Below are 26,806 nucleotides of genomic sequence, written 5' to 3'. Positions count from 1 at the left end.
TGAAGGTGAATGATCAGTTGATGCCTCTTTCTTTCCAGGTAAAAGGCGTTTTTATAAACCCTCCGGCAGCCATTACGATATCTTTGGGTTCTTTAGCAAGGTCAAGCCCGTTCGCATCTATTATATCATCACCTGAAAAATCAGCCGATCCGGGATTGATTAAATTTCTGATTGCAGAAGCATGCCTGGCTTCCACGGATACTATTTTACCGGCAATAACAAGGTAAGCCGCATTGGAAATGTATTTTCCCGCGCCATTGTAGGCTGCCACTCCGGTATCTTCTAACGCTTTTGCGGTAGCCAGTACCGAATTCCTGTCATTAAAATTCACATTCGGATACTGAAATTCGAGTTTAGGAAGAAGGTGGTCTGTAGCACCGCTGATCACTGCTTTGAAAAAATCCCGGTGAATCACTTCATGATGATAGAGATCTGTAAAAACTTCTTTTTCAACACTGGAAATTCCGGTGTAAAAATTATTGACCACTTTCGTGTAAAAATCTGCTTCCAGCTGCTCAAGGGCGTATGCATAATTTAATACGCCTATATCGCCTGTTCCCAGATCGTAGATTTGATGATCGTCTATGATCTGAAAATCATCATCGTCATTACAACCTATTAAGGTAAGCCCGGCGATAGCCAATCCTACTCCACTTAATTTTAAAAAGTTTCTTCTGCTTGTATCAAGGGTTGCTCCCTGATTAGAAACATGAATCGTTTTTTTCATAATATTAATTTTTTTAGTGTTCAGCTAAATAGTAGGAAGAAAAAACAGCATACTGAGATATGCTATTTGAAATCTTACGACTTATTAAGGCATCAAAACCGTATCTATCACATGGATCACTCCATTAGACTGGTTCACGTCAGCGATGGCCACTTTGGCACTGTTTCCTTTAGCATCTTTGATGTAGAGATCTTTACCTTTTGTCCAGAAGGTCAATTCTTCACCCTGTACCGTTTTCATCATCGCTTTCCCGTTTCCTGCCTTTACAGCGGCCCAAATTTCTTTTGCACTGTATCTTCCGGGTAGGACGTGGTACGTTAATATGGTAGTGAGCATAGCTTTATTCTCAGGCATTACAAGGTTTTCTACCGTTCCTTTCGGAAGTTTTGCAAATGCAGCATCAGTGGGAGCCAGTACGGTAAAAGGCCCGGTTCCCTGCAATGTTTCTACCAGCCCTGCAGCTTTTACTGCAGCTACAAGCGTCTTATGATCTTTGGAGTTTACGGCATTTTCAATAATATTCCTGGATGGATACATAGGGGCTCCTCCCACCATTACTGTTTTTTCTTTTGTCATTTGTGCGGTTACCTTCCCGCTGAAAGCAAATGATAAGGCTACCATTGCTAAAACTGTGAGTTTTGATTGTGTGTTCATTGTATTGATTTTTTAATTAATTATAATTATCTGTGCTTTTAATGTCATTTACGAAGTTGGTTGTATTTTGGATTGAAAAAAAAATAAAATTTAATTTAAACATCTGTAAATCAGATTGTTATTTTTTATCAGGGATAAATTCAAGACAGATGGAATTCATACAGAACCGTTTCCCTGTTGGCTTTGGACCGTCATCGAAGATATGCCCAAGATGAGAATCACATCTTCCGCAAAGCACTTCTGTCCGTTCCAGGTGATAAGAGGTATCTTTACGGTATTTGACACTGTTTTTACGGATAGGCTGATAAAAAGAGGGCCAGCCGCAGGTAGTGGCGAACTTGGAGGTAGATAGGAACAGAGGATTTCCGCAGACTGCACAATAGTAAGTTCCTTTTTCATCAAATTCGTAGTATTTTCCGGTAAAAGCTGTTTCTGTTGCTCCTTCTCTGGCAACCTGATAGAGTTCGGGTTTTAAAATCTTTTTCCATCCGGAATTACTTACCTTCAGCGGATTTTGAGCAGTATGTGAGTAATAGGGATTTTTAATTTTAAAAAGAGGGGTTTGTGCTTTACCGGTTCCGAGGGACATTGCGATACAAAGGAGAAAGATTCCTCCTGAAGTTATATTTTTCATATTTACTATTTTTTAATGATCTTCTTAAAATCATGTACGAAATAAAAGATGATCTGGATTTTGTTGGGAATATGTTTTATTTTATTACATTTGGCTAGAAAAATAAAAGCTATTAAAACAACCTATTCGGAAGAGGAACTTCTCGTTTTATTAAAAGAAAAAAACGAAACTGGGTTTCATTATCTGTATGACCACTATTCTGGTGCGCTGTACGGAATCATCCTTCGAATCGTTCAGTCTAAAGAATATACCGAGGAAGTCATTCAGGATGTTTTTGTTAAAATATGGAACTCCATCCATCAGTATGATGCTTCAAAAGGAAGATTTTATACATGGATGATCAATATCGCCAGAAATACGGCTATCGATTATTTAAAATCTAAAGGGTTTCAAAATGAACTTAAAAACCAATCACTTCCGGATTTCGTATATAATACTGCAGAACTTTCAACGATCAATAATTCATCCGATTATATCGGCTTCAGCAATGTGCTTGAAGGGTTGGAAGTTGATAAGCAGGAACTTATCAATCTGGCTTATTATCAGGGATATACCCAACATGAAATATCCGAAAAACTGAAGATACCCCTGGGAACGGTAAAAACGAAAATGCGGAATGCATTGATGAAATTAAAAGATTTGCTAAAAGACTATCAATAAATTGGACACTAAAGAATACATATCATCCGGAATTATAGAATCTTATATTCTTGGCCATGCTTCTCCTGAGGAAGCAGGGATTTTGGAGTGTGTGATGAAGAATAATGCTGAAGTAAAAGCAGCTTTTGAAGAAGCACAGAAAACTTTGGAAAATCTTGCTACGGCTCAGGCTGTAACGCCTCCAAATGATTTGAAATCTAAGATCTGGAACAAAATTCAGCAGGAACAGCCTGTTGAACAAATATCTTCTGCTGTTTCTACAGCTATTCCTGAATCAAAAGAGGACAGGGAAAACCTGATCCCTGAGAATGTTCAGAGAAATACCGGCTGGAAAACGTATGCAATTGCTGCATCTGTGTTGTTCCTGATAAGTGTTGCCGGAAATCTGTTCTGGATGAATACCCAAACTTCCCATCAAAAGGAAATGGCTAAGCTGGTTGCGGAAAAACAGTCTCAGGATGAAGCCATGCAAAAAATGAATCAGAAACTTGATATGTTTTCCAATCCTGATATGCAGATGGTGATGTTGAAAGGGGTAGAAAAACATCAGGATGCCAAAGCAATGGTTTTCTGGGATAAAAAAACAAAAGAAGTGTATCTGAATGCAGAAAAACTTCCAAAGGCTCCTACAGGAATGCAGTATCAGCTTTGGGCCATTGAGGATGGAAAGCCCGTAAGCGCAGGAATGTATACTGAAGATAAAGACAGCAGGATTGTCTTGGCTAATATCTTAAAAGCCCAGGCTTTTGCCATTACTCTCGAAAAAGAAGGAGGCAGCAAAGTGCCCACGATGGAAAACATGTACGTCATGGGTGAAGTATAAACTTCTCTTATTTTTAATTGATCTTTCTGTAATGAAGATATTATAAAAAATCAAAGAAGTAGAAAATACACTACTTCTTTGAATATAAATACTCACAGGCAACCTTATCTAGCTAGCTACCACACCAATTCTTGCTTTCACAGGAATGTTATAGGTATTTAAACATGGAGTTTGCCCGTGAAAATCAAAATCAATATTGACTTCAGGCCTGAAGATCAGACAATGGGTAGATCCGCCAAAATGGAAGGTACCAATAGGATCTCCTTTTTTAACATGGTCGCCTTTTTTAACAGTAATTTCGCAGCTGGAAACTTCCGCCATCCCAATAGCTACGAAGCACATCAGCCCTATTTTTTCATTATCTGACTGGATGAATATCAATGCGCGCGCTGCCAGTTCCGTAATATATCCCTGAGAATCATTAGGGCCCGAAGGATCATACCCTTCAATAGGAGCTTCGGCATAATAGGTTCCCGGAACATTCTGAATCGCTACAATGGTACCATCTACAGGACTGTTCCACCGATGATAGGTTTTTGCACAAAGAAATGCCTGATAAACAGTACTGTTATCACCGAATTGGCTGGCTAGTTCATGATGGTTCATAATATCCAGTAAGGAATAAGGCTGTCCTTTCATCCAGAATTTATCTTTCATCTGGGCATTGGCAACACAATTATAGGGTGCTGATTCGCAGGCGTTGACAATTACCGAAGGATCTTTATCCTCATCGCTTACTTCTCTTACCCCGGGGTTGAATTCTCTGGTAAAAAAAGCATCCCAGCTCTTAAATCCGAAATAAGGCTGGTCAGGCTGGCACTGATAATTGTAAATGAAATTTTGCAATGGATCTTCGGGATTATTTCCTTTTCCTCTAAGCGGATCCATTGCAGCAATAGCTTCCAGGGCTTCCGGGGAAAACCAGCCTATGGGATTGGTATAATCCGGTTGCGGTTGATTTACAGGACCGTTCACCAGGACATATTGTGATGCCGGAGATTCCAGAAATGCTTTCCATTCTCCTAAGATAGCGCTTAATTTTTGGTTGACCACAGGATGAAGAAATGTTAAATAGCCTGCCTGGGTCCCCATTGCCCAGTCTACAATAGCATTGATGGGAAAACCTACCAGTCCTACATTATCTTCTATGGTACTGTAACAAGGAGCTTCCTGCAGAACCTGATTAATGATAAGCAGCATGGTCTCAAAGTTTTTTACCGGCTCATTGTAGCCCTGTGGAATTTCATCATACATACTGGTGAAGCTCATATATAAAACAGGATCATTATATATAGCGTCTCTAAGATCAGCAACAGCAGGATTTAACGGAAGTTTGTTGTTTCTGGCCTGATCTACTTTTTTCTCAACCAGTTATTCAGAAAATTTCTGTCTGAGGGAAGCCATTTCCCTACTCTGTATTTTACATGGTTCATAAGATGAGTATTTTAAGGTTATTTTTTTGTCACCTACTATAAAGTTACCTCTATTTATACAATACGGCAATAGTATTTCTACTTAATGTGAAATAGGTAGAAATACATAGAATACACCCTGTAATTGACTGAAAATGGAACGGATATACAATAAAACAGAGTGAATACCATTCACTCTGTTTCCAAAACCTGTTAAAAATGTAATATATATGAAAAAAAATATTTTTGGGTTATATCTGAGACGCTTTCAGCATTAAATCATGCAGCTCTGTATTTTTGACAAAAGGCTGCAAAAGCTCCCTTCCGGGGCCATAGGCTGCCACTTCCACATAATCTCCGGAATGGTCCATGCTGATCCACCCCACCGAATTACGGCTTTTCTGAATTTCAGAATAGAGTTTAAAAGGAAGCTTTTTATAATTATAGAGTCCTTCCTCTTTTTCAAGTCCGTTATAAAAACTCAGCAGATGTTTGGCTTCATCATCATTCAGAACCAGCTTATTGGCTTCGTAGATCCAGTCTTTAATATCTTTTACAGAATAATCTTTGTGAATTTTATTCAGGATATATTCATTGGTATATTGATAAGATGAGATACTGTTGAAGTTACTGGTTGCCTCCGCTCCGTAAATGGTTCCCGGATTGGCATTTCCATGATCTGTTGTGATGATGACCAGGGTATTCCCCTCTTTTTCAGCAAAATCTATCACGGTTTTTACGGCTTCATCAAATGCCAGCTGATCATGAATCAATGCTGCCACATCATTGGCATGGGCAGACCAGTCTACCTTTTCCGCCTTCTATCTGGAGAACGAAACCTCCGGGGTGCTCTTTCATCTGGTCAATGGCCGTTTTTGCCATCTCCGCTAGCGTTGGCGTATTTTTAAATTCAGGAAGATGGGTCCTGTCGATACTGTAGGGTAAAGCTCCGGTACTGAAGATTCCTAATATTTTTCTCCTTTTTTGATATCTTTCAGGTCAGTACGATCTTTCAGAACCTGGTAGCCTTTTTTCCTGTAAACGGAATAGAGATCTTTTTTATCTTCTCTTTTTTCCGGATTAAAAAATTCATCACCGCCTCCCATCAGTACGTCTAATTCAAGTTCTGCATACATTTCTGCAATTTGGGGCTCTGCATTTCTCCTCGCAGAATTGACGCAGAAACCGGCAGGTGTTGCATGGGTAATCGTAACCGTTGTTACACAGCCTGCTTTTTTTCCGGCCTTTTTGAACTTTTGCCAGACGGGAAGATGCTTTTCCCCATTGGCTCCTATATTCAAAACGCCGTTTTTCACCCTTATTCCACCTCCGAAAGCTGAGCTTGCGGCTGCTGAATCTGTTACAATAGAACTGACTGAAGCCGTGTCCATCAATGCCCGTGATACCTTTTTCTCATGATACAGATTGAGCCAGTTGCTTCCCCTGCCCAATATATTCCTGGAATAGAGATCAGCCATTGAAAGGGTTCCGAGACTCATCCCGTCGCTCACCATGAATATGATGTTTTTGGCTTTTCCAAGATGAGGCTGCTCCCTATTTTTTTGGAAACTCCAAAGCTCTGATGGAGATAGGGCCATTAATCCTGAAAGCAATGCTGACCCTTTTAGAAATTTTCTTCTGTCCATAGGTTGTAAAAATAATGCGGCAAGTTATTGTATTAAGTTAATTATTGAAACTTTGTTGCATTAATTAAAGGTTAATTTTAAATGTTTTCCGGAAAAGGATCTTCAAAGTCTTGTTTCTGTTCGATCCGTTCTTTTTCCTGATCAGTGATCAGGCAATTCTGAAGGTCTTGCTGCATTTGGTCTTTATCCAGATGCTGCCCGATAAAAACAAGTTCATTGATCCTGTCGCCCCAGTCTTTATCCCATCTGCTTTCAATAAAATCCTGATTTTCTATAAATGAAGAATACTGTGCCCGGTGATTCATAGGCATGCTGCACCACCAGACTCCCGCTTTTTCTAAACGGAAAGAACCTCCGGCCTGAGAAAAATTCAAGGCATCAGCCGGTCTGGAAGCCAGCCAAAATAAACCTTTGGCTCTTAAAATTCCTTCAGGATAGTGATGGTTAAGGTATTCCCACAGTCTTACAGGATGGAAAGGCCTTTTATCTCTGAATACAAGAGAACTTATTCCATATTCTTCGGTTTCAGGATTATGATGGTCAGATTGTAGTTCCTTTTGCCAGCCGGCGGAAGATTGTGCTTTATCAAAGTCAAAGAGCAGGGTATTTAAGATATGCTTGGGGTCAACTTTCCCAAATTCAGAATGAAGAATCACGGCATAAGGGTTTAGTTTTTTTATAGCGGTTTCTAAAAATCCAAGGGTTTCTGAATCAATAAGATCCGTTTTATTGAGGATAATGACATTGGCAAACTCAATCTGATCTGTAAGAAGATTGACAATGGTTCTGTAATCCTCCTCCATGTCGGTAAGATCGCGATCCATGAGCCGCTCGTGGGAGGCAAAGTCTTTCATAAAATTGAAGCAGTCCACTACAGTGACCATGGTATCTATATAGCTGAAACGGGAAAGGTCAATTCCGCTTTGTTCATCCACATAAGTGAATGTCTGAGCTACCGGGATAGGCTCACTGATTCCGGTACTTTCTATCAACAGATAATCAAAACGGTTTTCATGAGCCAGGCGTTCCACTTCCAGCATCAGGTCTTCTCTGAGTGTGCAGCAAATGCAGCCGTTGCTCATTTCCACAAGCTTTTCCTCTGTTCTTGAAAGCGTATTCTGATTCTCAACAAGACGTGCGTCTATATTCACTTCACTCATATCATTGACGATCACAGCCACTTTCAGCCCCTCTTTATTATGGAGGATATGATTCAGTAAGGTGGTTTTTCCGGCTCCGAGAAAGCCACTCAGTACAGTTACAGGAAGTTTCCTAGTCATGGGATGTATTCTTAATGTTTATGATTTTTAAAATTGATGATATGTCCTGTTATAAGACCTACAGCCCCTGCATAGATGAAGGGAAGATGAACGTCAAAGATCAGATCTGTCATCACTGAAACGGAAATCAGGCTCACTGAGCCCCAAAACAGCCATTTCAGCCAGCGGCTGGCCACCTGCCTGGTTACTCTGAATACCACTGCAGCTCCGATCATAAGAAAGGCCAGATCGACATAAGGATTATGTGATATTCCTAAAGGGATAATCAGCAATAACGGAAAAATAATACAGTGAATCAGGCATAAAAAGGCGGCTGAGATTCCTATGGTGTCAAGAATTTTTGATTTCATAAAAATAAGGGATTTAAATTTCTTATTGTAACTTTGTTGCAAAGTAAGTATAAAAAAATAAATAACGCAACTTTGTTGCATTAAAAAATGAGACAAATTAGAAATACCCAGGCAAAAACTGAAATTTTAAACCTTATCAATGGTTCTGATGTGGCTCTTACCCATTCCGATATTCAGAAAAAGTTAGGAGATTTATGCAATAGAGTTACGATTTACAGGGTTTTGGAAAGACTTGAAAATGAAGGTGCTATTCACAAGATTGTCAATATCGACGGTGTCGTAAATTTTGCTAAATGCAGTGGAAAGTGTTCAGGTGAACAGCATTTTCACAATCATGTTCATTTTAACTGTAAAGAATGCCATTCTGTGACCTGTATTGAAAATGCTGTTCCAGAAATCAGTTTACCGGAACATTTTATCGCCCAGGAGTATAATTTTGTTGTGAGTGGAATTTGTCCGAAATGTTCCGATCGCAAACCATAATCATAGGCAAAGCGTTTTACCTATGATTATAATAAAAGTATATGAATTCTGTCGTTTAATCTTTAGCCTGTGAAACCCGTGTAATGCTGTCAATGATGACATCCATTGCTGTATCAGATTTTATTTTAATGGTGTATCCGTTTGTAGTGGATGAAGAATCTGCAACTGTTGTTAAGTAAAAAACAAGATTACCCGATGTAACGCCGTTGGGAGCTACGGCTGTCTGATCTATTGAAAATGAAGTGGAAGGATTGGCCATATTCACTGTAACGAAAGCCACTGATCCGTTATTTTTATTTTCATATTTTACAATTACCCTCCACGTATGAATTTGTCCTGCCACAGAGTTATCTAAAAATTTCCCACTGTTTTGATCATATATATTTCCCACGGCAGGAGAAGCTATGTTTTCGGGCCAGCTTGTTGCCGGCGCCGGTGAAAAGTCTGCCAGAAGACTTACCGGAGTCTGATAGGCAATGTTCTGATAACTGTTCAGGGGAATTCCGCCTGAGGTCCTGAAGAGAAATGAAGGTTTCACTCCTGCTCCACTGTTCATTTTTACAACCCCTTCATTGGCTGTTGTTAATGTTTGTGAAGAAATCATAGTACTCCATTGCGTGCCATTATAATACCGTAGGGTCTTATTGGAAGAGTCATAAATAACCATTCCCGCCAAAGGATTGGTTACATTGGCAGGGGGGTTTGCGTTTCTAGGTAAAACAACCGTTGAACTGGCAGATGTGATGTCAACTATTCCCTGTGGTGATACGGTACCGATGCCAACCTTTCCATCCGAGTCTATTCTTGCCCTTTCCCTGTTGTTTGTTTTCAGCAGGAGGGATTCGTCATTGGTAGTTCCGATGAAGTCTGTAGATGATACGGCATTGCCGGTCGTTTTCCAGCCAGTTGAGATAATACCATTTAATGTAGGAGCATCAATAATTTTGTTCCATGCAGTACCGTTACTGACATAAATTCCCGGGCTTAGATCATTGGCTGTCGCTGTATTGTAGAGAAGCATACCCTCGCTGTATACATTAGATGTATTTGACGCTAAAGGAACTTTATTCAAAAGAAGGCCTTTATTGGCTGAACCTAGTGTAAGATCAGAGTTCAGATCAGGAGTAGTGGTTCCTATCCCTACTTGTGTAAAGAAATGAACAGAATAAATGATGCATGTTAATAAGCTAATTTTCTTCATGATCGTTTTTTTAAATGTTAATAGATATTGATAATATAAAATTGAGTTATATTGCTGCAGTTCTGTTTTAGAATTTTTAAAATAAATTTTTTCAATGTGCGTTTAGAATAGTACCGGTTAATTCTTTAATTGTTATCACATCCTGATGTGCTTTTTCTCTACCTTTGGTCCATACACTCAGAATGGCTAAAAAAGAGGGGCGATGACGCAATATTACCAATGGCCTTTTGAATTTCTTCTCAATAACCCGAGAGAAATCAAAGATGACCGTGGATTTTCCGGCGCCATCTGCCCCACTGAACGTAATAACAAAGCCCTTTCAGGAAAATGAATCCATAAAATAGCGGATTGTGTTGAGGGAATAGCGCAATCCTTTATTGGACCTTTCCTTTTTCAAAGCTTTTATTACTTTTTCATCATTCTGTAAAGAATCGAATAACACCTTGTCCAAATAATTTTCTGACATTGTTGTTAGGTTGATATTTATAATAGAATTGTGTTTTTTTAAGAATGTCAGAATTATTTAGTTTATAAAATAGGATGATATACTTTGCTGTATCTTCATCTGAAACTTTTAATTTTTATATGGGTGGAGAACGATTTTTTTCTGAAATGATTTTATAAGCCAGTGAATGACAACCCAGCCAGGAATACATATTCTGGGCTAAATATCTACTATGGATCATACGGGAATTTTTAGCATTCCAGATCCATCGTAGACTTCCATCCGGATTATTAATAAACAAAACAGAAATTTTTTGATGGTTTTCACCTGGATGGAGAGAAACCCTATATCCTAAATTTTTAAATAAACCTTCCATGATAATACGTTGTCTGTACCAAAGATTAAGAAAAAAATACGCCTTTTATTTTATTTTACTGTAAATCAATAAGTTATATTTGTTTTATTGTTTTTTTAATTCCATATTTTGGAAAAAACAGTTCATTTTTTGGAAAGATCAGGGCGTTTTTCTGTAGAGTTTTATTCGTTGAATGATTTGAGAAATTTTTGTTTCAGATGCTACCGGGAAAATGATGACCTGAAAGAATTAATAAGGATAAGAATAAGCACTCCGATCAGCACCGGTTTCTGTTCTTTTTTCTGTGCTATACTAGCTCTGATCGTAAAAAAACCTGAAAGAGAACAAGAACAAGTCCTGTAAAATCCCCGATTCATCAGTACCTGCATACAAGTATTGTGGGGCATTTTTCCGGGATGGGTATGGGTATTTTTAAGAATTCTCCGTAATCAATCCTCATAAGTCCAAATAAAGGTTCCTGCGGCAGCCCTTCGGTAATACTACAAAAGGAGCCACTGCAGGTACAGCCATGATAATCGCGACTTTTAATCTTTTTTTGCTGTGATTAATATGAAAGAAGATAATGATCAATCCTCCATCAATGAGGAATGGGAACCTGTCATAAGCAAGGCATAAAAAATGACCGCAATTTTTATGATGATCCAAAGCTTGTTTTTTTTACGGTATAAATCAAAAATAAGACATGCTATTCCAGCTCCGGCAAGCATTCCCAGTTCATTGGGATTCATGATGATCCCTCCCAGCTGGGCTTTTTCCCCTCCGTTGGTCAGTCTGAAAAAAGTGTCAGGATCTGCCCACATCCCTGTTACGAATACAGTGTATATGACAAATACAGCATTTCCCAGGAGATTGTACAGCCAGATCTGATGCCCTTCAAAATAAATATCCAGTGTTTTAAGACTTTTGATAAAGAAATAGGCAAATACAAAACTTTGAAGAACCATCAGCCACTGCAAAGCACTAAATCCCGGGTTGCTGTTCCAGGCAAAGGAGATAGCGCCTAAAGTGAGATATCCTATGTAAAAGGCGGGTGGAAGTATATTCTTATATCCAAGAGAACCGGCTCCACCGTAGCAGGTGATGCGGTAGTAAATAAATACGGAAGAAAACATGACTCCCGTCCTTCCGGCTACTTTTATGATCCTGGTAATAATAATATTTTCACTCCATGTAAAAAATCCGGCAATCATCAGCAACAGGATAATGAAAAGAAAGAGGTTTATACTTTTCAGGAATTTGCGGTTCCTGTTTTCTGGGGAAATATTAGTTGTTTCCATACAACTCTGTTTTTAATCTGTTTACAATAATATCTTAGTCAAGTTCATACGCTCAGCCTTGGGATTTCAATATTCCCGTTTTTATCTACCAGAAGCCATTTTCCGTATACTTCATTTGAATTTTAGATCCTATGTACTGAGCCCACACTGAGATCATCCTGACATACGGAAAGGGTAATTTTATCTTTTCTGATCTTATACCGGTAGTTGTTTTCATATTTGAAATCTTCCCTGTTTTCTGCTGGCTTTTTTTCTTCAAAAATATTCTTGGTTTTACAGGAAAACAGGAATACACAGAATGAAAGCAAAATAAAAGGGCTGATGTTGATATTGGTTTTCATACCGTTACTATTTTTAGAAAAAAAAGGAGAAGAGACGGTAAAATTCATTATTTCTGGAGCCTTTGTCAATTTCTTCCTGTATCCTGATAATCCTATTGATGATTTCACGCATCTTTTCACAGACAGTCGTGTCTTTTGCCAGATAGCCGAAAGCTCCGTATTTTAAAGCTTCCACTGCAATATTGATTTCCTTCTGGCCGGAAACCATGATGACATAAATATTGGGATTATAGCGTTTGATTTTTTTCAGGGTTTCAAAACCGTTCATATCATTCATACCATGATCCAGGAATATGATATCAGGTTTAAGATGAAGGTTGTTTAGGCATTCATCACCATTACTGAAATAAATGACATCTGTGTAGCTGAGGTTTTTCAGGTATTGCTCGTAGGCATTGGAACAGAAAAGATCGTCATCTACAATAAAGAATTTTAATTGCTTTGGGTTCATTGGATATGATTTTCTACACTAAATTCACATTCAATGCCTTGGTTTAACATTTTGGTTATCAGTATTTTAATTATTTTTTATATTCCATTTTTTGGAAAAGAAGCTAATTTTTGGAAAAAAAAAGACTTCCATTGTAAGGAAGTCTTTATCATGTATGGCGGAATGTGTTACAGTTCATTTTTTATAAACAGCCTTAATACCTCCAGGAGGACCTTTTCGATTTTACCAAAAAGGGCGGCAATCTCCTGGCCTGATGCCGGCTCTTCTTTTGCTTTTGCTTCGAGCAGTTTGATATCCTCTACAATAGAGGTGATCCCTAATCCTTCTATGCTGGGCCTTATTTTATGCATCAGCCTGGCAATTTCATGGTAATTTTGGGATGTAAGGCAGCTGTGAGCCTCACCAATTGCATTTTCTGTCTGTGTAATAAATATGGTAAGCATTTTTTTTATAAACTCGTCATCTCCCCTGCTTAATGCTCTTATTGAGCTAAGGTCATAAAGCCCGTCTGCAGAAATCTCCGAAACTTTATTTTGACCATCGGAAGGGATGAGATGCTTGGTATATTTATAAAGTACTTCCAGCAGCATTTCTTCAGAAAACGGCTTGGAGATATAATCATTCATGCCTGCAGACTTGCAGTTTTCAATTTCAGATTTAAAGGCATTTGCGGTCAATGCAATGATGGGTGTGGTAAGCTGATACTCTTTTCTGAGAATTTTGGTGGTTTCTATTCCGTCCAGTTCAGGCATCTGAATGTCCATAAGGATGATATCGAATTTTTCTTTCTTTAGGACGGCTATGGCTTCAGTACCGTTTTCTGCTTCGGTAACACTGCATTTGAAATGCTGCAGAGAGTTTTGTGCTACTACCCTATTCAATGCATTATCTTCTACCAGCAGTACTTTAATTCCTTCAACAGAAGTTTTATGGTTCTTATTTTTTTTACGTGTTAAATTTCCTGCATGTCCTTTTGGGAATGTTAAAGTAATTTCTATAACTGTTCCTTTATTTTTTTCACTTTCTATGGCAATCTTACCATTCATTAATTTTATCAGCTGCTGGGTAATGGCCATTCCAAGACCGGTACCTCCAAATCTGCGGGCAATGCTTTCATCTTCCTGGTAAAATTTTTTAAAAATTTTGTCGGCAAAACCTTTACTCATTCCGATTCCTGTGTCGGAAACGGTCAGCTTTATTTTTTGGGCGGACGGTTTGTCTTCCGCCAGGATACAGTCTATTTTTATTTCTCCTGCATGGGTAAATTTCAATGAGTTCCCGATAAGGTTAAAAAGTATCTGCTCTATTCTGAGCTGATCTCCTTTAAATGCAGAAGCCAGATCAGACGAATATTGGGAATATAACTTCAGTTTTTTTTGTTTTGCTTTTGGACTTAGGATATTAATAACATTATTAACAGCATCTTTTAAAGAAAAATCTTTAACTTCAAGCGACATTTCTCCGGCTTCAATTTTAGAAATATCCAGGATATTATTAATAATGGAAAGAAGATGATGGGAGGCATGAGCACTGTTCTCTACCAAAACAGACTGGGAAGATGTAAGCTTTTGCTTTTCAAGTTCCCGTAAAAAACCAATGATTGCATTAAGAGGTGTTCTTATTTCGTGGCTCATATTGGCAAGGAATGCTTCTTTGGCTTTAGAGGCTTCCTGAGCTTTTTCTTTTTGTTTTTGAAGATCTTCTTCCAGCCTCTTCTGATCCGTAACATCCAGATGTATCCCTATGGAACCGATCAGATTTCCTTTATCATCATAATTGGGAGCCCCGCTGATAGCCCACCATCTCAATTCCCCTGATTTATTTTTTACAGGAATCTGGTACACACTTGAAATGCCGCCTCTTCTGAGTGAAATCTGCTTTTTTACTGTTTCTATATCCTTTTCATGATGTAAAAACAGCTCTGCAGGATTTCTGCCGATAATCTCATTCAGGTCGTAGCCGGAAACATTACAGAAACTCTGATTGGCATATTGTATTACCTCATTCATATCCACTTCAAGAAGGCCTAAGTTCATATTGGCAATCATATTCCGGTACTTCTGCTCCTGTACCCTGATATTATGCTCTGCTCCTTTTCTTTCGGATATATCCTGGATAAAAGAACAGAAAAATTCTTTCTCCTGCTGCTGAAATGAAATAATGGATATTTCCATGGGGAATTCTTCTCCGGATTTTCTGACAGCAGGAAGCTGGATCTGTTTATTGAGAACTTTATTTTTTTCAGCGTCCATATAGTTTTTGTAGTTCTCTACATGTTTTTGTGGAATGATTATCTCAAAAATATTTTTGCCTATTACCTCATTTTTTGGCCATCCGAAAATCGTTTCAGCACTTTTGTTCCAGAAAATAATTGCTCCTGTGGAATCTACCGTAATAATGGCATTGATAGCCGAGTCCATAATGAGCTGGTTCCTTTGTTCACTCTGCTGTAACAGATTCTGGTTGCATATTTTTTCTGTGATATCATCAAACTTCCAGATATGCCCGTTCAGTTCGTTTTTTATATCAATTGGTATATAATCAACTTCCAGAAACCTTCCGTCTACAGTTTTTACCAATTTTCCGCTGACGGTACTATTTTGCGCTGTATGTTCTATTTCTGATAATATATGCTCTTCCTGGAAACAATGTCGTATCTGTTCTGCCACTTCATCATAACTTTTGCCTGTTATTTCATTTGATGAGGTATGGATTCCGAATATTTCACAGAATAAATCGTTGGTAAAAAGTATTCGTCTATTGGAATCATCTATCAGAATGCCGTAATGGAGATTGGTAATAAAGATCTTTAATAATTCCAGCGTCTTGGTAAGATTGCTTTTGATTGAAAAACGTTCCTGGGCATTGACCAGGACTTTTGAAAAAAGAGTAAGCAATTCTGTTTCAGTTTTGCTGTAATGATGCTGAGTCTTTACTGAATCAAAACCGATAAATCCGATACAGTTTTCCTTCAATATCATAGGAATGACCAAAAGGCTTTTGATATCCTGTGAAGAAAGAAGATCTTTAAGGTGTCCTTCAGGCAGTGCATTTACATCAGGAATAGTAATGCTTTTTCCTGCAAGATGTGCTTCCACCCATTCAGGAATGGCGTCGAGAGGAATATGCTGCAGTTCTTCAATCTGGGGGATAATTCCGGAAGCACAATATTCATAAGTATTAGAACATGTACGGTCTTCAAAATTATAGGCAAATACATAGGCCCTGTCAGCCTTTACGAAATCAGCCATTTCTTGCAGGGAGCTATTCATGGCTGAACCTATTTTTTCAAATGAAATATTAATGTATTCTGAGGAAATATTCATTAATAGCTTTTTCAGTTCATTTTGTTCATTCAATTCAGCTTCAGCATTTTTTCTTTTCTGTATCTGCTGAGAAAAATAACGGATCAGCTGAGAGCTGTCCTGTGGATCGGCATTTTTTATATTTTCATCTATAAGTCCGCATGATCTGTAAATCTGTTCAATGGAATTTTGTGGAAAATCGCTGTTCTTATTTTTCTCAAAAGAATGATACGATTCATTAACCGCCCGGATAAAATTATTTAAATCAGGATCTGAAAGACGGTCTTTTTTGAGATGTTTTTTTATCTGTTCTTCAAGCAATCTATGAAATTCCATGATGTTGGTGGGTTATTCGTTGTTTTTTAGAAAATCATCCTCCTGAAAGTATAGCGGCTATTTATTCTGTAAAAGATTGTAAATGGTTGATTTCCCTATATCTAAGATCTGCGCGGTTTTCATAATATCATTATTATTTTTTTTCAGATGATACAGTATAATTTCTGTAGTAAACTGCTTCAGGGTTTTACCGGCAGAGATAAAAAGATCCTCCTTGTTCCCTATCGGGTTAAAATGAATGTCATCTGCCTGTATTTCATCATGATCTGTCATTACGCAGGCAAGGTCAACGACTGATTTCAGTTCTCTTACATTCCCTGGAAAAGGATATTTCATGAGCTTGTTTATCGCTTCCGAACTTAATACTGGGGCTTCCATATTGTTTTCTTTCGCAAATAATTTTATGAAGTGCTTTGCAAGTACCAAAATGTCCTGATCTCTCTCCCTGAGAGGAGGCAGCTCTATGGGAAGACCTACAATTCTGTAATACAAATCTTCACGGAAGTTTCCTTTTTTTACTTCTTCAGCGAGATTTTTATGGGTGGCAATGATAAGTCTTGCATCAAACTTTATTTTCTGTGTTCCGCCAATCCTTGTTACCTCTCTCTCCTGTAAAGCCCTTAATAATTTGCTTTGAAGGTTAATATCCAGTTCAGCTATCTCATCCAAAAAAATAGTACCGCCGTCTGCCTGTTCAAATTTTCCGGTATTTCTGGCTGTAGCTCCTGTAAAAGCACCTTTTTCATGTCCGAAAAATTCACTTTCTATAAGGTCTTTCGGAATAGCGGCCATATTGATGGCCACAAACGGTTTATTTTTCCTGTCGGAATTGTAATGAATGGTCTTGGCTACCACTTCCTTTCCTGTACCGGTCTCGCCCGTGATGGAAATATTGATATTGGTTTTTACAGCCTTGCTGATCTTTTTAAAGACCTCTTTTATAGCATCACTTTGCCCGATCATACTTTTTTCAAAAGAGTATTTTTTTCAAGCTCTCCTTTTAATACCTCCACTTCATTTTTTAAAGAAATATTTTCTTTTAGTTTTAAGATACTGTTCCAAAGAATTTCTTTAGTATGCTCATTCTTAACAATATAATCATGGGCGCCTGCTTTAAGGAAGTTGATGGCTGTTTCTATATCTTCCTGTCCGCTTATGATAATAACGGGAATAGAAGGACGGGATTCTTTGATTTTTTTAAATAAAACATCTCCTTTCATGTCAGGTAACCCAAAATCAGTGCAGATGATATCCGGGTTGAGATATAAGTTTGACAGGCAGTCTTTTGCACTGTCGAATAAAAAGATCTCATGATCCGGGTTAAGAGCCATGTGGTATTTCAGCATCTCACCGAAAAACAGGTCATCTTCGACTATGAATATTTTTGTGCTATTTGGCATTGCAACGAGTTATTACAACAAATTTATCAAATAATATATGAATTTTTTAACAATAGTAACTTATTGATTGAAAATTATAAACATTTTTAATCTTACAATTTTATCGTGCTGATCATTAATTGATTAGGTCTTATCTTGTTGATGTTTAAAATTCTTCGTGTTGGGATTTAATTATTTTTGCTTATCTTTATTCAGAATGGGTAAAAATACGGCTCTATTATGACAGTTCCGTTGGGGAAAGGAAATAAAAATACTATTTTTATCGGCCAAAAAAGAAAAAGACTAATCTATGCCGACTGATGCTTCTCACAAGCTGATTCCGATGACGACCTTCGTGATTGAATATTATTCAAGCGAAGGATATGCCGATCTTCAAATATTGCGTTTGATGAAGAATTATGCTAATTTTCTAAGACAGCCTCTGACTCTTGGAATGTTTGTTCCTATAGATGTCAAAGGAAATGTATTGAAGGAGCCTAAAAATTATGCTTCATGGAAGTCCCTTGAACATAATGACGGAAAGAGAACGGATATTACGGGTTTCGAGGAATATGGAGCGTATCAGGAGGCTGAACAAAACTGCCTGTTTGAAGGGTTTAAAGTAGATTATAACGGCTATTCAAAGGTCAGAATCGTTGCTTCATACGATTCTTCTATAGAATTGTCTTTCAATAAAAGTGATCTGATCCCTACAGGCTTCAATGACGTGGAATCACTGACCGCTTTTGAAGATATTTATCTGACCTCTCATGCTTTAAAAGTAATCGGTATCGTAAAATAAAAATATCTACTTCTCTGTATTCATTATTTTTTCAAGTTCAATGATCAGTGCTGCCTGGGCAGTATTAATCTTTTGTTGTGCTTCCTCTGAGGTAAACCATTCCCATTGATCTACTTCGGGTATTTCCATTGTTTTGCCTGATCTGGGTGGCCATTCTATTGATACCATATTGCTGTAAAGGCCTGAAGTATCTATATCGCCTTCCAAGGCCCATGCATAAACAGTTTTTCCTCCTTTCTGTTTAACGGACGGCAGCTCAATGAATTTCCCCGTAAGTGTTTTCCCTGTTTCTTCTTCAAATTCAATCAATGCCCGGTCCAAAGGATTTTCACCGGCTGCTATTTCCCCTTTGGGAATAGACCAGGCTCCGAGGTCCTTATTCTTCCAGAACGGTCCTCCGGGATGAACCAGAAAGTAATACAGGGTGTCTTTTTCTTTTTTAAAGAGTAAAATACCGGAACTTGTTTTCATTAGGATAAAATTTGAGTATTAAAATTATGAAAAAAATTAAAGTCGAAAGTGATAAGGGATCTATCTTTACCTGAGCGTTTATAGTAAACATCCCGTCAAATCTCCGGTTTGCCACTGCTCCGGAGGTGGAGAATGTATAGCCCTTTCATTGTAATATTTGTAAAAATCAGAGATTTTCTAAAACTTAAGTTTCTCTTCAGATTGCCTGTAACTTAAAATAAACTTAAGTGTTTTTACATCTTTTATGGCTCATATATTACTTCGCAATTGATGTCTTTTTAAACTCAGAAGGCGACATTTGTCTATAGCTCCTGAAAATTTTATGAAAATGGCTGGTATCGTTAAAGCCTAATTTATCAGCAATTTCATTGATGTTATAAGTGCTTTGCAATAAAAGTTTTTCTGCCGTTTTTATCTTATATTGGATGATATGCTGCTGGATAGAAAATCCGGTCTGTTTTTTTACATAGATGCTGATGTAATTGGGTGAAAGAAGGAATTCCCGGGCCAGGTTCTCAATTTTCATTTTGTCCGGATCCAGGACATTGACATTGAGGTAATACAGAATTCTTTCGATCTTACTCAGTTTTTTTGAAATCTGTTTTTTATTCGAATTATTGTTCATGGTATTTCTGATCAGGATGGTGATAATTCCTGAAAAGAGATCTGCAGCCGTTTCTTTATGATACATGCTTTTGTGGCTGAATTCATGCAGAAGAATATGAGCCAGCTGCAGCAGGTGTATCCTGTCCTGTTTATTTTTGATGGCAGATTCATATACAAAAGTCTGGTCTTCCAGCAGGAGCTGGATCACTTTTTTCAGTTCGTTCTTTTTATTCATCAGTACATTTTCCCATAGATAGTGTTCTGTAAATTTTATGTAAATGAACCGTGTCTTGTTTGTAATTGTAAATTCATGACCATCACTCGGTCTGAGCAGAAAAACATCTCCTTTCTTATAGGGAAATGTAATTCCATTCAGGTGATGGAGCCCTCTCCCATTTTCAATAATGATCAGCTCATAGAAATTATGGTTATGATATTCAACATCCCAGGTTTCTTTTTCAATACTGAAAACATTAAAGGAACTGAAATTAACGATGCGTTTCATGAGGAATGGATTTTTACAAATTTAACATTTATTTTTACAATATAACCCGACGGATTATTAAGCAATTTTGCCATACAAATACACTCAAAATGAAATATATAAAACAATCGGTATTGCTGCTTGCTTCAACCGTATTTTTGATGTCCTTTTCTGATCATAATGACAGGACTAAAAGAGAAAAACCAGATCATCATGAAACGCTGGCTCCCACCAAAAAATATTGGCCAAACGGTGCCCAGCTGGTGATTTCCGTATCGATGCAGTTTGAAACCGGAGGCCAGCCTGAAGGGGCGGAAAGTCCTTTCAGCGGAACTCCACTTCCAAAAGGACAGCCTGATCTTCCGGCAGAAAGCTGGTATCGCTATGGAGGCAATGAAGGGATTTACCGTATGCTTGATTTATGGAAAAAGTATGACATCAAAGTCACGTCTCACGTCGTAGGAACTGCTGCTGAAAGATATCCGGAAGTGGCAAAAGCAATTGCAAACGGCGGGCATGAAATCGCTGCCCATGGTATTGCCTGGGATAATCAGTGGAATAAAAACTATGCGGATGAATTAAAATTTGTGAAAGAAGGTGTGGATGTTGTTGAAAAAATTACGGGTCAAAAAGCTGTTGGATATAACTGTAACTGGCTTCGGAGAGGTCCGAACACCTTGAAAGTATTACAGGAGCTTGGCTTTTTATACCATATTGACGACCTTAGCCATGATGAGCCGTTTATAACTAAGGTAAAAGGGAAGAATTTTGCAGTTATTCCTTACACTCTTCGTAATAATGATATTGTCAATATGGAAGGGAAACACTGGAGTCCTGATCAGTTTTTGGCCCAGCTGAAATTTGAATTCGACCGTCTTTATGAAGAAGGCGCTTCAAAAAGAAGAATGATGAGCATCAGCTTTCACGACAGAATCGGCGGAACACCTGCGATGGTTCATGCGATGGAAGAATTTATTAAATATACAAAAGAAAAACAGGGCGTAGTCTTCATGAGAAAGGATGATATCGCTAAAATGGTGATGAACGATCCGGATACTCCTGTAGATAACAGTGAAGAGAAATATAATAAGTAAGGAAGCAGGATGCTGGAAGAAGGAAGATTCTTGAAGCCATACTATAACTTAGGGTTAATTAATTGATCTTTAAAGGAAAGTAGGAGTCGTCATAACGTTTATATAGCTTCTTCCTGCCTCTAAGATTAATACCAGTGAAGAGAAATATAATAAGTAAGGAAGCAGGATGCTGGAAGAAGGAAGATTCTTGAAGCCATACTATAACTTAGGGTTAATTAATTGATCTTTCTGCCTCTAAGATTAATAAATTAATAAGTAAGGAAGCAGGATGCTGGAAGAAGGAAGGTTTTTGAAGCCGTACTATAACTTAGGATTAATTAATTGATCTTTAAAATAGAGTACAGTCGTCATAACGTTTATATAGCTTCTTCCTGCCTCTAAGATTAATACCAATGAAGAGAAATTAATAAGTAAGGGAGCAGGATGCTGGAAGAAGGAAGATTCTTGAAGCCATACTATAACTTAGGGTTAATTAATTGATCTTTAAAGGAAAGTAGGAGTCGTCATAACGTTTATATAGCTTCTTCCTGCCTCTAAAATTAATAACAATGAAGAGAAATATAATAAGTAAGGGAGCAGGATGCTGGAAGAAGGAAGATTCTTGAAGCCATACTATAACTTAGATTAATTAATTGATCTTTAAAGGAAAGTAGGAGTCGTCATAACGTTTATATAGCTTCTTCCTGCCTCTAAGATTAATACCAGTGAAGAGAAATATAATAAGTAAGGGAGCAGGATGCTGGAAGAAGGAAGATTCTTGAAGCCATACTATAACTTAGGGTTAATTAATTGATCTTTAAAGGAAAGTAGGAGTCGTCATAACGTTTATATAGCTTCTTCCTGCCTCTAAGATTAATACCAGTGAAGAGAAATTAATAAGTAAGGAAGCAGGATGCTGGAAGAAGGAAGGTTTTTGAAGCCGTACTATAACTTAGATTAATTAATTGATCTTTAAAGGAAAGTAGGAGTCGTCATAACGTTTATATAGCTTCTTCCTGCCTCTAAGATTAATAACAGTGAAGAGAAATTAATAAGTAAGGAAGCAGGATGCTGGAAGAAGGAAGGTTTTTGAAGCCGTACTATAACTTAAGATTAATTAATTGATCTTTAAAGGAAAGTAGGTGTCGTCATAACGTTTATATAGCTTCTTCCTGCCTCTAAGATTAATAACAGTGAAGAGAAATTAATAAGTAAGGAAGCAGGATGCTGGAAGAAGGAAGATTCTTGAAGCCATACTATAACTTAGGATTAATTAATTGATCTTTAAAGGAAAGTAGGAGTCGTCATAACGTTTATAGCTTTCTGCCTGCCTCTTCCATCCTCAAACAATCAAAACAAATAAATTAAGAACAATGAGTAAAAATACAGCCTACTTTTTCCTCCGTGTATCTATGGGAATCAATCTTTTGGGTCATGGAATGGTTCGGATTGCCAAATTACAGGATTTTGCCTCAGGAATGATGAAAAGCTTTGAGAAAAGCTGGCTTCCGCAGCCATTTACCCATACATTTGGTATGATACTCCCCTTTCTGGAATTCACAATCGGACTGCTGCTGGTCATCGGTTTTAAAACCCGCATTGCCAACATGGCAGGAGCTTCATTGATCCTCATGCTGCTTTTTGGAAGCAGTACGATTGAAAACTGGGAAGCAATGGGAATTCAAATGATCTATGCCGGTTTATTTTATATCCTGATCAGCAGAATTGAGGATAATTATTTTGCTTTGGACAGGAAATGATAAAAGGTGAAGTAAGCGAATAAGGCTGAGAAAGCCAATGAAGCAAAGAGAATAAAGATTATCATTAAAAAGCTGATGATCACTTCTCATTCTTCAACATCTGCGGTCTTCGCCTTATTCGTTTTCTCCGCTTCCTTTGCCTGTTCAGAGATTATGTTACAACTTTCATAGATTGAGATACATTCTTTTTATAGTTATGCCCGAATTTTGTATCAGAAATAAAAGATGCTGAAAACATTCAGCGTATTTCCAGTTGAATACATAACCCTCAAAATAAAAAATGATGCAAACCATATTAGGAGCTAACGGACAGATTGGCGAAGAACTGGCAAGAGAACTGAAACGGAATTATACATCAGATATCAGGATCGTCAGCAGAAATGCCTCAAAAGTAAATGATACCGACACTGTATTTTCGGCAGATCTTTCGGACCGGAAAAAAGCTATAGAAGCCGTACAAGGAAGTGAAATTGCTTATTTTACACTCGGGCTTCCCATGGATACTGATGTATGGGAAAAACAATTCCTTCTGATCCTGGAAAATGTAATCGAAGCCTGTAAGATCAATGGAATAAAACTCGTGTTTTTTGATAATACGTATATGTATCCTCAAAATAATCAGGTTCTGACCGAGCAAACGAAATTTGCCCCTGTAGGCAGAAAAGGAACGGTAAGAAAGAAGATGGCAGACATGCTTCTGAAAGAAATGGAAGCCGGAACAATAGAAGCGGTCATCTGCAGAGCTCCTGAATTTTATGGACCGGGGAAAACCCAGAGTATTACCAATAGTCTTATTTTCAATGCCATTAAAGAAGATAAAAAACTGAAAGTTCCGTTAAGAGATGACCAATTGAGAAGCCTGATCTGGACTCCGGATGCGAGCCGGGCCACTGCTTTAATCGGAAATACGCCCGATGCTTTCGGACAAACCTGGCATCTTCCTGTAGATGATCATAAACTGACTTATAAGGAATTTATTGCGCTGGCTTCGCAGATTTACGGAAAAGAATTAAAATATTCTGTAGTCCCTAAGTTTATTTTTAAAATGGGAGCTCTATTCAATAAAAATGCAAAAGAACTATTGGAACTTCTTCCAAGATATGAGTATAATAACCTGTTTGATGATTCTAAGTTTAAAAAACGATTTCCTGAATTCCAGGTAACGACTTACAGACAGGGAATTGAGCAGATCAAAAAAGAACAGGAAAGGGTAAAATAAAACCTTTAAAGAAGGTGATTTTTAACCACAAAAGTCACAAAAGATTTGAAACACTTAAGTTTATTTTAAGTTACAGGCGAGCTGCAGAGAAGTACACTTAAGTTTTCTGAAAATCTCTGATTTCCAACATCATGGATATGGTTTAACCACAAAAGTCACAAAAGATTTGAAACACTTTAGTTGATTTAAGTTATAAGCAAAGCGCAGAGAAGTACACTTAAGTTTTCTGAAAATCTCTGATTTCCAACATCATTGATATGGTTTAACCACAAAAGTCACAAAAGATTTGAAACACTTTAGTTGATTTAAGTTATAAGCAAAGCGCAGAGAAGTACACCTAAGTTTTCTGAAAATCTCTGATTTCCAACATCATGGATATGGTTTAACCACAAAAGTCACAAAAGATTTGAAATACTTAAGTTGATTTAAGTTATAAGCAAAGCGCAGAGAAGTACACTTAAGTTTTCTGAAAATCTCTGATTTCCAACATCATGGATATGGTTTAACCACAAAAGTCACAAAAGATTTGAAACACTTAAGTTGATTTAAGTTATAAGCAAAGCGCAGAGAAGTACACTTAAGTTTTCTGAAAATCTGTGATTTTCTCCGAATATCACAATTGAAGGATTGCAGATTCTCCTCCTCCTGAGGGTGGCCAATCGAAGATGTGATTGGGTGGCTAAATATAAATACTTAAGTAAAGATCAGTCATCTTAAATAAGTGCTAAAGTATTTAAAAATAAAACTTTTGTGATTAAATTTTCAATACATTTAAATTGGTAAAACAAAAACAAATGAAAGCCCCTGAAAGAGTAACCTCCATCACCGCACTGCACAATTATCTGAAGTTGAAGAGACCTTCCAATCCTCTCATCAGTGTGTTTGACTTCAATGACGTTACAATAGACCCTGAAACGGTTCTGAGTGCCATTGCCACAGATTTTTATGTGATTTCCATGAAAAAAGACTGTGCGGGAAGATGCAAATACGGCCAGCATTACTATGATTTTGAGGATGGAATTATGTATTTCATCGCTCCGCATCAGTTATTACAGTTTGAGGATATCCTGCTTTCCGAAGTCAGGGGAAGTGTTTTGGTGATTCATCCTGACTTTCTGCAGGGATATCCACTGGCTTCTGCAATAAAGGATTATGGTTACTTTTCCTATACTGCCAATGAAGCATTGTACCTTTCCGAAAAGGAAGAAAAATCTGTAACAGACATTATTGACAATATCAACCGGGAAATAGAAACCAATATGGATGGTTTTACCCAGGATTTACTGGTCTCCAATATTGATTTGCTGTTAAAGTACTGTGACCGTTTTTATAACCGCCAGTTTCTGACCAGGAAAAAAGTGAATCACGATCTCTTGACCCAGCTTGAAAATTTGCTGGATAAATATTTTAAAAACGACAGATTAACAACCGCTGGAATTCCCACGGTACAGTTCATTGCCGCAGAAATGAATATCAGTCCCAATTATTTGAGTGATATGTTAAGAGTTCATACAGGACAGACCACACAACAACATATACAGAACAGGATGATAGAAAAAGCAAAAGAATTATTGTCCACCACTGCCATGTCTGTTTCTGAGATTGCTTATTATCTGGGATTTGAGCACCCGCAGTCTTTCCATCGTCTGTTTAAAAACCGGACTGCTGTTTCTCCGCTGGAATTCAGAAAGTCTTTTAATTAATTATTACATGATGAAAAACCTTTTATTGATTGTAACGAATGTAGGAATGTACGCCAATACTAATCTGAAAACAGGATTATGGCTGAGCGAACTTACCCATATCTATCACAGCGCAAATAAAAAAGGATGGCGCATCACGATTGCTTCTCCTCAAGGAGGTAATACACCTGTTGATCCCGAAAGCCTGAAACCTCTGGTACTTGATGGTATTTCAAAAAGCTATTATGAAAATCCGGTATTTATGGACGAATTAGCCCATACCCAAAGTCTGGAGGAGGTGAAGAATGAATCTTTTGACTGTGTTTATCTGGCAGGAGGCCATGCTACAATGTATGATTTTCCGGATAATGCCGTTTTACAGTCTATTATCAGAAATCAGTATGAAAGTAAAAGAATAGTTGCTGCCATCTGCCACGGAGTCGGAGGACTGCTGAATGTGAAACGTTCCGATGGAGAATATCTGATCAAGGGAAAATCCATTACCGGTTTCGATTGGTTTGAAGAAACGTTAGCCAGAAGAAAAAAAGAAGTCCCTTTTAATCTGGAAGCGGCGCTCAAAGAGCGAGGGGTAAATTACAAAAAAGCTTTTATACCAATGACTTCCAATGTAGTGGTTGACGGAGATCTGATCACAGGACAAAATCCTTTCAGCTCGAAAGAAATGGCAAAAGTTGTAATCCATGAGCTTGAAAAATGAAGATTTGATGCAGGTAAAAATTGAAACAAGTGTCGCAGATGAAGCTAATGGCCTATTGAATATGCCTGGAAAGAATCAATTTCATTGATTCCTGCTTTGATCCCTTGAAATCAGGGTTACACAAAAATCCTTTGTATATAAAAACAGAAATTATTTTTAGCCGGTAATGCACGAATAAAGGGATTCGTACATTACCGGCCAGATTATTGGC

General features: G+C 37.7%; 25 protein-coding genes and 1 pseudogene. 10 read left to right on the top strand and 16 right to left on the bottom strand.

What is annotated here, in order from left to right:
- Positions 1–13 precede the first annotated feature (13 nt).
- From MUW56_RS22365 to msrB, 3 genes are all read right to left on the bottom strand, one after another.
- Entirely contained in the window at positions 14–727 is a 714-nt protein-coding gene (locus MUW56_RS22365; RefSeq protein ID WP_292015280.1) for a ferritin-like domain-containing protein, read from the bottom strand.
- A gap of 84 nt (positions 728–811) precedes the next feature.
- Positions 812–1,381, bottom strand: a complete 570-nt coding sequence (locus MUW56_RS22360; RefSeq protein WP_292015279.1) for a fasciclin domain-containing protein — start codon at positions 1,379–1,381, stop codon at positions 812–814.
- 118 nt (positions 1,382–1,499) lie between these two features.
- Complete coding sequence (gene msrB, locus MUW56_RS22355; RefSeq protein ID WP_292015467.1) at positions 1,500–1,970, bottom strand: peptide-methionine (R)-S-oxide reductase MsrB; 471 nt, start codon at positions 1,968–1,970, stop codon at positions 1,500–1,502.
- 135 nt (positions 1,971–2,105) lie between these two features.
- Here msrB and MUW56_RS22350 point away from each other — a divergent pair, with 135 nt between their 5' ends.
- Positions 2,106–2,675: a sigma-70 family RNA polymerase sigma factor gene (locus tag MUW56_RS22350; RefSeq protein ID WP_292015278.1), complete on the top strand. Its 570-nt coding sequence runs from the start codon at positions 2,106–2,108 to the stop codon at positions 2,673–2,675.
- A 1-nt stretch (position 2,676) separates the two neighbouring features.
- Positions 2,677–3,498, top strand: a complete 822-nt coding sequence (locus MUW56_RS22345) for an anti-sigma factor (protein WP_292015277.1) — start codon at positions 2,677–2,679, stop codon at positions 3,496–3,498.
- A 108-nt stretch (positions 3,499–3,606) separates the two neighbouring features.
- Here MUW56_RS22345 and MUW56_RS22340 read toward each other — a convergent pair whose 3' ends face one another.
- The 4 genes and pseudogenes from MUW56_RS22340 to MUW56_RS22325 form a co-directional block, all read right to left on the bottom strand.
- Positions 3,607–4,767 (bottom strand): phosphatidylserine decarboxylase family protein, encoded by a 1,161-nt coding sequence (locus MUW56_RS22340; RefSeq protein WP_292015276.1) that lies wholly within the window; start codon positions 4,765–4,767, stop codon positions 3,607–3,609.
- Between the two features lie 394 nt (positions 4,768–5,161).
- A pseudogene (locus tag MUW56_RS22335) lies at positions 5,162–6,556 on the bottom strand (alkaline phosphatase).
- Between the two features lie 77 nt (positions 6,557–6,633).
- The gene (locus MUW56_RS22330) at positions 6,634–7,836 is read right to left on the bottom strand and encodes a GTP-binding protein (protein WP_292015275.1); all 1,203 of its coding nucleotides are present in this window, start codon (positions 7,834–7,836) and stop codon (positions 6,634–6,636) included.
- 11 nt (positions 7,837–7,847) lie between these two features.
- Entirely contained in the window at positions 7,848–8,186 is a 339-nt protein-coding gene (locus tag MUW56_RS22325) for a MerC domain-containing protein (protein WP_292015274.1), read from the bottom strand.
- An 87-nt stretch (positions 8,187–8,273) separates the two neighbouring features.
- Here MUW56_RS22325 and MUW56_RS22320 point away from each other — a divergent pair, with 87 nt between their 5' ends.
- Positions 8,274–8,669 carry a Fur family transcriptional regulator gene (locus MUW56_RS22320; protein ID WP_292015273.1) on the top strand — a complete coding sequence of 132 codons (396 nt, stop codon included), beginning with the start codon at positions 8,274–8,276 and terminating at the stop codon, positions 8,667–8,669.
- A gap of 55 nt (positions 8,670–8,724) precedes the next feature.
- On the opposite strand, the gene MUW56_RS22315 is transcribed toward MUW56_RS22320, so the two are convergent.
- Positions 8,725–9,870: a hypothetical protein gene (locus tag MUW56_RS22315; protein WP_292015272.1), complete on the bottom strand. Its 1,146-nt coding sequence runs from the start codon at positions 9,868–9,870 to the stop codon at positions 8,725–8,727.
- 202 nt (positions 9,871–10,072) lie between these two features.
- Here MUW56_RS22315 and MUW56_RS22310 point away from each other — a divergent pair, with 202 nt between their 5' ends.
- Positions 10,073–10,201 carry a hypothetical protein gene (locus MUW56_RS22310; RefSeq protein ID WP_292015271.1) on the top strand — a complete coding sequence of 43 codons (129 nt, stop codon included), beginning with the start codon at positions 10,073–10,075 and terminating at the stop codon, positions 10,199–10,201.
- 1,056 nt (positions 10,202–11,257) lie between these two features.
- Here the strand turns inward: MUW56_RS22310 and MUW56_RS22305 are convergent.
- The 6 genes from MUW56_RS22305 to MUW56_RS22280 form a co-directional block, all read right to left on the bottom strand.
- Entirely contained in the window at positions 11,258–11,968 is a 711-nt protein-coding gene (locus MUW56_RS22305; RefSeq protein WP_292015270.1) for a hypothetical protein, read from the bottom strand.
- Between the two features lie 122 nt (positions 11,969–12,090).
- Entirely contained in the window at positions 12,091–12,309 is a 219-nt protein-coding gene (locus MUW56_RS22300; RefSeq protein ID WP_292015269.1) for a hypothetical protein, read from the bottom strand.
- 13 nt (positions 12,310–12,322) lie between these two features.
- Complete coding sequence (locus tag MUW56_RS22295; protein ID WP_292015268.1) at positions 12,323–12,760, bottom strand: response regulator; 438 nt, start codon at positions 12,758–12,760, stop codon at positions 12,323–12,325.
- A 167-nt stretch (positions 12,761–12,927) separates the two neighbouring features.
- On the bottom strand, positions 12,928–16,401 hold the full coding sequence (locus MUW56_RS22290) for a PAS domain S-box protein (RefSeq protein ID WP_292015267.1): 3,474 nt from the start codon (positions 16,399–16,401) through the stop codon (positions 12,928–12,930).
- A 57-nt stretch (positions 16,402–16,458) separates the two neighbouring features.
- On the bottom strand, positions 16,459–17,364 hold the full coding sequence (locus tag MUW56_RS22285) for a sigma-54-dependent Fis family transcriptional regulator (RefSeq protein ID WP_292015266.1): 906 nt from the start codon (positions 17,362–17,364) through the stop codon (positions 16,459–16,461).
- Entirely contained in the window at positions 17,361–17,801 is a 441-nt protein-coding gene (locus MUW56_RS22280) for a response regulator (protein ID WP_292015265.1), read from the bottom strand. Before MUW56_RS22280 ends, MUW56_RS22285 begins: the two co-directional genes overlap by 4 nt.
- Positions 17,802–18,090: 289 nt before the next feature.
- Between MUW56_RS22280 and MUW56_RS22275 the strand changes: the two genes are divergently transcribed.
- Complete coding sequence (locus MUW56_RS22275; protein ID WP_292015264.1) at positions 18,091–18,582, top strand: hypothetical protein; 492 nt, start codon at positions 18,091–18,093, stop codon at positions 18,580–18,582.
- A gap of 6 nt (positions 18,583–18,588) precedes the next feature.
- On the opposite strand, the gene MUW56_RS22270 is transcribed toward MUW56_RS22275, so the two are convergent.
- Both MUW56_RS22270 and MUW56_RS22265 read right to left on the bottom strand, forming a co-directional pair.
- A complete protein-coding gene (locus MUW56_RS22270; RefSeq protein WP_292015263.1) occupies positions 18,589–19,053 on the bottom strand; it encodes an NUDIX domain-containing protein in 465 nt (154 codons plus the stop codon).
- Positions 19,054–19,309: 256 nt separating this feature from the next.
- Positions 19,310–20,164 carry an AraC family transcriptional regulator gene (locus tag MUW56_RS22265; protein WP_292015262.1) on the bottom strand — a complete coding sequence of 285 codons (855 nt, stop codon included), beginning with the start codon at positions 20,162–20,164 and terminating at the stop codon, positions 19,310–19,312.
- A gap of 89 nt (positions 20,165–20,253) precedes the next feature.
- Here MUW56_RS22265 and MUW56_RS22260 point away from each other — a divergent pair, with 89 nt between their 5' ends.
- The 5 genes from MUW56_RS22260 (at position 20,254) to MUW56_RS22240 (ending at position 26,595) form a co-directional block, all read left to right on the top strand.
- Positions 20,254–21,237: a polysaccharide deacetylase family protein gene (locus MUW56_RS22260; protein ID WP_292015261.1), complete on the top strand. Its 984-nt coding sequence runs from the start codon at positions 20,254–20,256 to the stop codon at positions 21,235–21,237.
- 1,352 nt (positions 21,238–22,589) lie between these two features.
- On the top strand, positions 22,590–22,976 hold the full coding sequence (locus MUW56_RS22255; protein ID WP_292015260.1) for a DoxX family protein: 387 nt from the start codon (positions 22,590–22,592) through the stop codon (positions 22,974–22,976).
- A gap of 283 nt (positions 22,977–23,259) precedes the next feature.
- Positions 23,260–24,195 (top strand): NAD-dependent epimerase/dehydratase family protein, encoded by a 936-nt coding sequence (locus MUW56_RS22250; protein ID WP_292015466.1) that lies wholly within the window; start codon positions 23,260–23,262, stop codon positions 24,193–24,195.
- A gap of 794 nt (positions 24,196–24,989) precedes the next feature.
- Positions 24,990–25,898: a helix-turn-helix transcriptional regulator gene (locus MUW56_RS22245; RefSeq protein ID WP_292015259.1), complete on the top strand. Its 909-nt coding sequence runs from the start codon at positions 24,990–24,992 to the stop codon at positions 25,896–25,898.
- Positions 25,899–25,905: 7 nt separating this feature from the next.
- Complete coding sequence (locus tag MUW56_RS22240; RefSeq protein ID WP_292015258.1) at positions 25,906–26,595, top strand: type 1 glutamine amidotransferase domain-containing protein; 690 nt, start codon at positions 25,906–25,908, stop codon at positions 26,593–26,595.
- The last annotated feature ends 211 nt before the right edge of the window (positions 26,596–26,806 follow it).

Origin of the sequence: Chryseobacterium sp. (assembly GCF_022869225.1) — a bacterium.
In the GTDB taxonomy this organism is placed as follows: Bacteria; Bacteroidota; Bacteroidia; order Flavobacteriales; family Weeksellaceae; genus Chryseobacterium.
Note: the sequence above shows the minus strand (reverse complement) of the source record. Positions and strands in the feature narration are given on the sequence as shown.